Source organism: Streptomyces sp. NPDC013187, from assembly GCF_042899705.1.
Classification (GTDB): Bacteria; Actinomycetota; Actinomycetes; order Streptomycetales; family Streptomycetaceae; genus Streptomyces; species Streptomyces hawaiiensis_A.
The window spans coordinates 1-7,162 of record NZ_JBIBAF010000038.1; the positions used below are offsets into that span (position 1 = coordinate 1).

The window sequence follows — 7,162 nt, forward strand, 5'->3', positions numbered from 1 at the left end:
GGGGGCGGAGGGGCATAAATGCCCCTAATGGAATTCCTGGCGGAATTCCTACGCCCCGGAATTCGCCTGGCGGCGAATTCTCTGTGGTTTATGTCGGGCCGCTGGCGCGGCCCTGGATTAGCGCGTGAATTTGCCTGGCGGCAAATTCTAGGTTGTGGGTGGTAAATGGGGATTTGGTTTATGCATTTTGCCTGGCGGCAAAATTGATTCCGTTTGTTGTTTAGGCCGCTGGCGCGGCCTTGTGTTGGGTTTTGGGTAGTGGTGTGGGTTGTTCGTGGAGCGCTGGTGCGCTCCGGTTGTGATGGTTTGTCAGTGTGGTGGGGTGTCATGCCTGGTGGCATGACTGGGTGTTGGGGTTGGTCGGTCTGATGGGTGCTTGGGTGTGGTGTGGGCGCCTGTCGGCGCCTGGGGTGGTGGGTTCAGGCTCACGTCTGCTGGTGCCCGGTTTCCTCTTGCGGCGCGTCGGTGAGGGTGGGCCGCTGACGCGGCCGGTGTGCTGCTTGTGAGCTCCGGTGGCCCGGAGCTCAGGCCACTGCTCGCAGTACTCCGCTCCCCCAGGTACTGGCAGATCGGCGTGCTCGGTTCTCTCGTGCGCGCCGTTATTGGGGTTGTGCCTGTCCCAGATGTTGGCTGTCCTGCGGGGCGATGTCTGCCGATTCGTGCGGCTACGGTGGGCCGATGTCCAGTCTTCCCCTTGGCAGCGAGCAGACTGAGGTGGCGCCGGCCGTGTGCGTGGTGCACTCGGAGCTCGTGTCGGCCCTGCAGGCTCAAGGTGCTCGCGGGCAGCGGGCACCTGTTGCTGGATTCGGCCCAGATCATGAACGCTCCTGCCGTCTTCCAGGCTCCTTACGAGGTGGCGCAGTCGTGCCTGCGTGGTGCGCTGGACAGTGTTCTGAAGATCGCCGGCGAGGATTTCCCTGGGTTGCGCAGCGCGACCAAGGCTGTCACTGAGGCGGCTGGGGCTGTGGCGGATGCCTGGCGGCATCGCAGCGGAGTGGAAGCCGGGGATCTGGATGTCCTCGTCGGCGCGGTCGATCAGTTGCGTGCTGAGCAGGAGAACCGTGGGGGGTTCCGTACTCGGCAGATCGGTCATTTGGTGCTTGAGCAGACCCTGCAGGAGATGGGCCTCGCCGAGACGGAGGCGGCCCGCAGCTGGAGCGCCTTCTACAGCGCGGCTTCCGGTGTGCTGCACGGTTCCAGTAGCGGGGCCAGCGAGGCACGGCATCAGTTCTACGATGTCACCGCTGCTATGGAGCACCTCTTTCTCGGCTTGCCTGAGCGGGCGGACCAGTTGCGGGAGTTGGCCAGGCTGGATGCTCCGGTGGAGCGGGACGCGGACGAGGTTGCTCGGATGACCGATCCGCGGGCCGGGGTGTATTTCTTCCAGGCTGCTGTGAGTGGGCGATGGCTCGATCTGCTGCCGCTGTCGCGACTGCTGCCCGAAGAGCGACGCTGGCCGGCGGGGCAGTATCTGCGGCGGCTACTGGCTGATGAGCCGGTGCGGGTGTGTGCCTGGGTGGAGGAGAACCTGGACGCGATCTGTGCCAGGGGCCCGGGGCGCTGTTGCAGGCGGTCGGGGTGGTCAGTGAGACGGGTATGGCGGTGTGTGCCTTGCTGGCCAGGCTGGTGCGGGCACAGCCGGAACGGTTTGTCTTGATACGTGTCGCGGACTGGGCCAGGGATGTTCCCGTTGACGAGCGGACGGGGCTGTGGGTGCGCGTATTCGAGGGCGTCGTGCGGGCCCGCACGTTCACTGCGCACGAGTCCTGGGAGAGCGGACAGGTGCTACGCGAGCTCGTCGACACCGCACACCCCAAAGGCCGGCTGCGCACCGGCAAGGACCGGCTCGGCGTGATCATCCGTTCCGCGCTTGCCGATGTCCTCGCCGACCATCTGAATGACGAGAGCGCGGGCTTGCAGGCCGAGCTCGTCAACGAACTCGGGACGATCACGCTGACTGACCCACCGCATGTCATCGTCGTGACGCTGATGCGGGCCGTGCTCGATCTCGCCCTGGCCGAGGCGCAGCTCGGCGTGCCGGTCGGACAGCGGTTGCGGGGTATGCACGGCAAGCTGCCCGCCACCGAGCACCAGGCGCGGCTGGTGGCTGTGCATCTGACGGAGTCCTGGCCCCACGACAGCCAGCGTGCCGAGGCTGCGGCCGAATGGTGGCAGACGGCGGTCGCCGCCGCGCGGCAGGCGGGCCGCGGAACATGGCCGAGCGCGGACCTGGCCGACTTCCTCGCCCTGCTGGACGGCCACTGTCCGCAAGAGCTGCGAGCGCAGATGGAAGCGGCTCTGGGAGAAGGCTTGGGCGCACCTCCTGCTGCGGCCCAGATACGCGCGTGGGCTGATGCGTTTCCCGGGCCGGTGCTGCGGCGGTGGCGCGTCGTGCGACGGCTGTCCCCGGTACTGCCCGAGCCCGTGCGCGGGCCGTGGGAGCCGGTCCTGTCCCTGCTGGAGGAGAAGTACGGGCCTCCCCCGAGCAGGCCTGAGCCTGTTGTGAAGACCACCTCGTGGGTGGAGACCTACGGAGGGCTGTCCGTAGAGGTCTTCAGCGCGCGGGCCCAGGCCGACGGGGCGGCTGCGGCTGTCGCCGCGCTCGCTGCCGCCCAAGTCACAGACGACGATGGCTACGCTGATGAGGATCGTGCCGGACTGCTGCGCGAGCTCGTGGCCCACGATCCGCAGGCCTGGGCTGCGGATCCTGCCGCGGTCGCGGCGGCCGCCGCGCGCCCGGTCCTGCAGGCCGCCTACTTCAACGCCCTCCACCACGCCGCAGGTAAAGGCCTGCTAGATCCCGGGGTGCTGGGCGTGCTCGCCGAGGCAGCCTTCGCCATCCGCCCACGGGAGGCCGACGGGCCGCAGGCGGTGCAGTTGCAGCTGGTCATCTCCAACCTCCTGCACCGCGCATAGGACAGTGGCGCATCCCTGGGGGCCGTGGAAGCGGATGCCGTGGCGTGGCTGCGTGATCTGGTAACTGGCTGGAGCACCCCCCGTCTGGGCACCTCCTCCCCACTGGGCGTGGCCACGACGGCGCCCGGCGGCAGCGCCCTGCTCTCCCTAACCGCCTGGGGTGGCCAGTCCGCTGTGCGCACCGCGGACGGTCTGCCTGAGGAGCTGACGACGACGTTGGAGACTCTGCTGAGTGCCGAGCCGGCCGATGACCAGGCTCTCGCGGTCATCGGGTTCTGCCTCGCCCTGCTCCACCGCTGCGACCCCGCTTGGACGGTCGGCCACGTCGACACGCTCCTGCCTTTGGAGCCGGCGTGGCGCCCTGCGCGTGTCTGGCTGGCTGGCTCACGGCAAGCCAGACGCAGCGTTGCTGGCCCGGCTGGACCGCCCCGGTCTGTGGCGTGTCCTGTGTGCGCCGGATACCGAAGGCGCCCATTACCGGGTCCTGCGTGCGCTGCTGGACGATGCCGAACCTCTCGGCCCTGCCGGGGAGTTCCTCGCCGGACTCGCCAGCTGCCCCGGCGGGCCGTCGCCGTATCCGCGATACTGTCCCAGCTCGCCACCTACACCGACCGCTCGGAGAGCGACGAGGTGACCGACCGGGCCGTCGGTCTATGGCGTGCTGCCCTGGATGCCGGTCTCCCGGCTGCCGCCTTGCGCGAGGCCGGTCATTTCGCGTTCACCGCTTGTCTTGACCAGGACCTGTGGTTGGAACCCACAGTCGCCACTCTCGCCCAGCAACCCGACCTGGAAGACACCCTCGCCATGGTCAAACGCGCGGGTCGTACTCCCGCTTCTCCTGGCGCCCAGCTCATCGCTGCCGCTGCCCTTGACCACGGGCCGATAGAAGGCTACCGGCGGACCAGGACCGTCCGCCTCGCTGCCGACCTCTATGCCGCAGCACCCGCTGAGACACCTCCGAGCGTGAGGCATTGCGCCCTGATCAACGCCGGAGCCATCGATGACGCCTACGGGAGCTGACAAACGCCTCCGGATTACGGCAAAGGCGGCAGCCCGGTGCGTGGGTACCGGTTCCAGGAGGACGCTGCCTGTTTGCTGGATTTGGAGGGCCGAGGCCGCCTGCTCGTGGCCGGCCCGTCTCATTTGACCCGTGCACGAGCCCGTGGTGTGTCCTTGCCTTACGATTCGGCGATCTCGGCGGTGGAGAATCCCGTCAAGATGCCAGGCATCACGCTGCGTTGTCTGAAGGGCAGTTGGAGAAGGGTGTGCAGGACGTGCCGTTGCTGCTCGTTCAGTTCTGTGGCGTGCAGCTGATGAGGATTTGCGAAATTCCCCAAGCACGCTCTCGGCTCCCACTTGGTTGACCTCGCAACGAACGGAGTCACCCGCTTCCGAAGGGAGCGGGCCGCAATCGGTTCCGGCCGCAGGCCCGTGTGTTGCAAATCGCGGGCCTTCCCTTGTCAGTGGTGCGCGATAACCTCCCGTCGGTCACGATGACGCTGAGGGAGAATCACATGCCTGCGCGCCTGGGCTCGCTGGAAGCAATCCGGCTGATGCGAGAGGCCGGCTTCGAGCCGCTGGACGAGTACGTGAACTCCAGCACCCCATGGAGGAGCAGACACATTGCCTGCGGGGCGATCGTCGCCCCACGGCTCAGCAACCTCCGGAACTCGAAGATCGGGTGCCAGCCATGCGGCGTGAAGCTGGGAAGCCGCACCCGATCTCTGGACGAGGAGACCGCGGTCGCCCGCCTCCGCAAGGCGGGCCTCGAGCCGCTGGAGCCCTACGTCAACTCACACGAGCCGTGGCGCTGCCGCCATCTCGCGTGCGGCCGGGAGGTGACACCCGTGCTCAATCGTCTACGCACCCAAGGCGGATGTGTGTACTGCGCGGGCTGTGCGCCGGTGACACTGGAGGAGGCCGCAGCCGACATGCGGGCCGCCGGGTACGAGCCGCTGGAGCCCTACGTCAACTCACACGAGCCGTGGCGCTGCCGCCATCTCGCGTGCGGCCGGGAGGTAACGGCGACCCTCAACCGAATCCGCAGCGGCACTGGGTGTTGCTGGGCGTGCGGGGTGGCGAAACGCACGGCGACGACCCGCCTGGCAAAGACCCAAGCGGAAGCCCGGCTACGAGCAGCCGGCTACGAACCTATGGCTGACTACCCGGGATCGAAAATGCCGTGGCCTGCTGTCCATCTGGCCTGCGGGCAGGCGGGCACCCCCCGCCTCAGCGACCTCGGGCGCCGAACCGGGTGCCGCTCGTGCGGCATCGAATCTCGCGTCGCAGCTCGGCGCGGGGACCAGGCCGAGGCCATCGCCCGAATGCGGGAGGCCGACCTGGAGCCCTTGGAGGACTACAAGAGCCGCAACACACCGTGGATGTCTATCCACCTTCCGTGCCGCCAGGTCGTGTACCCGAGGCTCGGCGGCATCCTCGCCGGGCAAGGTGGATGCCGCTCGTGCGCCGACAAGCAGAGCGCGGATAGGCGACGCACCGACACGGAGCTGGCAGTCGCACGCATGCGGGACGCCGGGTTCCTTCCGCTGGTGGCGTTCCAATCGACGAGCCGCCCGTGGCGCAGCCTTCATCTAGCGTGCCGTCAGATCGTCACGCCGACGCTGGCCAGCATCGACGGCGGGCAGGGTGGTTGCGTGCACTGCCACCCCGGAGGGCTTGACCGGGAGGCCCCAGCGGTGGTCTACGTGCTGGCGCACCCGCACCACAATGCGGTGAAGGTCGGTGTCACCGGAAACGGGACGAGCCGACTCGCCCAGTTCTCCGCGATTGGCTGGGACGTGGTGGCCACGCTTCCGTTTGAGACCGGCGCCCAGGCCCTGACCGTGGAGACTGCGGTCAAGCGTCGGCTGGCCACTGAACTTGGACTGTCACACTTCCTTACGGCTGAGGTGATGGGCAACCTCGGCGGGCACACGGAGACGTTCGACTCGGACCGGGTGTCGCCGTCCGTGCTGCTCGCCATGGCGGCGGCGGAGCGCAGCCGTGTCCCCGTCCAACGCGGACACGGGAAGGCCAAGACCACAACGGTGCTGTAGCGCAAGCGACGCTCGGTCCAGGCGCAGTATGTGTGCCCGAGCCCACTCGTTCCTGCGCCGATTCACCGCAAGTGGGGAACTCAGTGAGCAAGTCTGGTCAACACCTGAGCAGCGGATGGGGAAATTCAAAGAGCCCCATCACAGCGGGGTGCTCCAGTCCGCGCTCGTCTCCGCCAGCCGGTCAGCGAGATCGGCTTCGGGCTGCTCGGAGACCGATCGCCGCAAAAGGGCCCCGCAGGGCGACCGTGCGCAGCCGCGCCCGTGGGCTGCGCACCGGCTGGCTTGAGTGCATCAGTTCCACGGAGGCGCTGTGCACGGCGTCTTCGGCTTCCGGGTACTCCGCTCCATGACGCAGGAGGAAACCGGATGAGGTAGGGCCCCAGTCCTCCTGGTAGCAAGTGTCGACGTTTTACCGGCGTCGCTGCCTGGTGCCGTGCGCCTGTACGGGGCGGATGCGGTGTCATCCTCCATACGGTCCACGGCTGCCTCGCACACCCCGTGCTCCTTGGCACGCTGCCAGGTGACGGCCTGTCTCGTCCCGCTCCTGCAAGGTACCGCCCTCCCCCGAGCGCGTCGATGCCATCTGTGCGGCCTTCCTCTTCGATGCGAGTCCTCCTCGACAGGGCCCGTGTGGTGATCCGGGCCATGAGCACCCGGGCGACGCCCCCCGACCGCGCCCACGCCCGCGGCTACAGTCACGGCCACGCTGACAACTGTGCTGTCCACGACGCTGCGTTCCTGCTCCGGCGAGGACGGGTGCCCGCGCTTCGGTATGGAGTGGCGATGGGAGCCGATTTCTGACATCCGGGGCCGACGTTGCCTCCGTCCAAGGCTGACGTGAGGCCGTTCGCGATCTACCAGTTGTCTCGGTCACGCAGCCACAGGTCACCTATTTCAGCAGAAGGAATTTCTACCTAGAAGGAACAGAAGGCGTTCTTTCCCTTAGGGAATTAACTTCTTTGGGATCCGGCGCGGAGCCTGTTTAACGATTTGTATTGGGTCTTTATATGTGTGACCCTATGCGTTCTTTGACGCAGAGGCAGCGTGCCCTGCCACTGACACCGGAAGCCGCCATGGGGCGGGGCCCGTGGACAGCTAGAGCGTGTCTCTTTGATGGATTGGTCAGTTGATCGGATATGTCCGTCCGATTAGTGATCACCGATGCGATGTGGGACCGGATCGAGCCGCTG

At 67.3% G+C, this 7,162-nt stretch carries 4 protein-coding genes; 3 read left to right on the top strand and 1 reads right to left on the bottom strand.

Annotated elements, in window-relative coordinates; genetic code table 11:
- Positions 1-772: 772 nt before the first annotated feature.
- Positions 773-1,657: a hypothetical protein gene (locus tag ACFY5B_RS39310; RefSeq protein WP_389980019.1), complete on the top strand. Its 885-nt coding sequence runs from the start codon at positions 773-775 to the stop codon at positions 1,655-1,657.
- A complete protein-coding gene (locus tag ACFY5B_RS39315) occupies positions 1,612-2,916 on the top strand; it encodes a hypothetical protein (protein WP_389980022.1) in 1,305 nt (434 codons plus the stop codon). The genes ACFY5B_RS39310 and ACFY5B_RS39315 overlap by 46 nt, the downstream gene beginning before the upstream one ends.
- A 651-nt stretch (positions 2,917-3,567) precedes the next feature.
- On the opposite strand, the gene ACFY5B_RS39320 is transcribed toward ACFY5B_RS39315, so the two are convergent.
- Positions 3,568-3,792 carry a hypothetical protein gene (locus ACFY5B_RS39320; protein ID WP_389980025.1) on the bottom strand — a complete coding sequence of 75 codons (225 nt, stop codon included), beginning with the start codon at positions 3,790-3,792 and terminating at the stop codon, positions 3,568-3,570.
- Between the two features lie 638 nt (positions 3,793-4,430).
- On the opposite strand from ACFY5B_RS39320, the gene ACFY5B_RS39325 reads away from it, so the two are divergent.
- Positions 4,431-5,972, top strand: coding sequence for a hypothetical protein (locus tag ACFY5B_RS39325; RefSeq protein WP_389980027.1), 1,542 nt, complete (start codon positions 4,431-4,433; stop codon positions 5,970-5,972).
- Positions 5,973-7,162: the final 1,190 nt, after the last annotated feature.

Excerpts from the sequence above, each read along its gene's own strand:
- ACFY5B_RS39325 (WP_389980027.1), top strand. The coding sequence starts at position 4,431 with ATGCCTGCGCGCCTGGGCTCGCTGGAAGCAATCCGGCTGATGCGAGAG.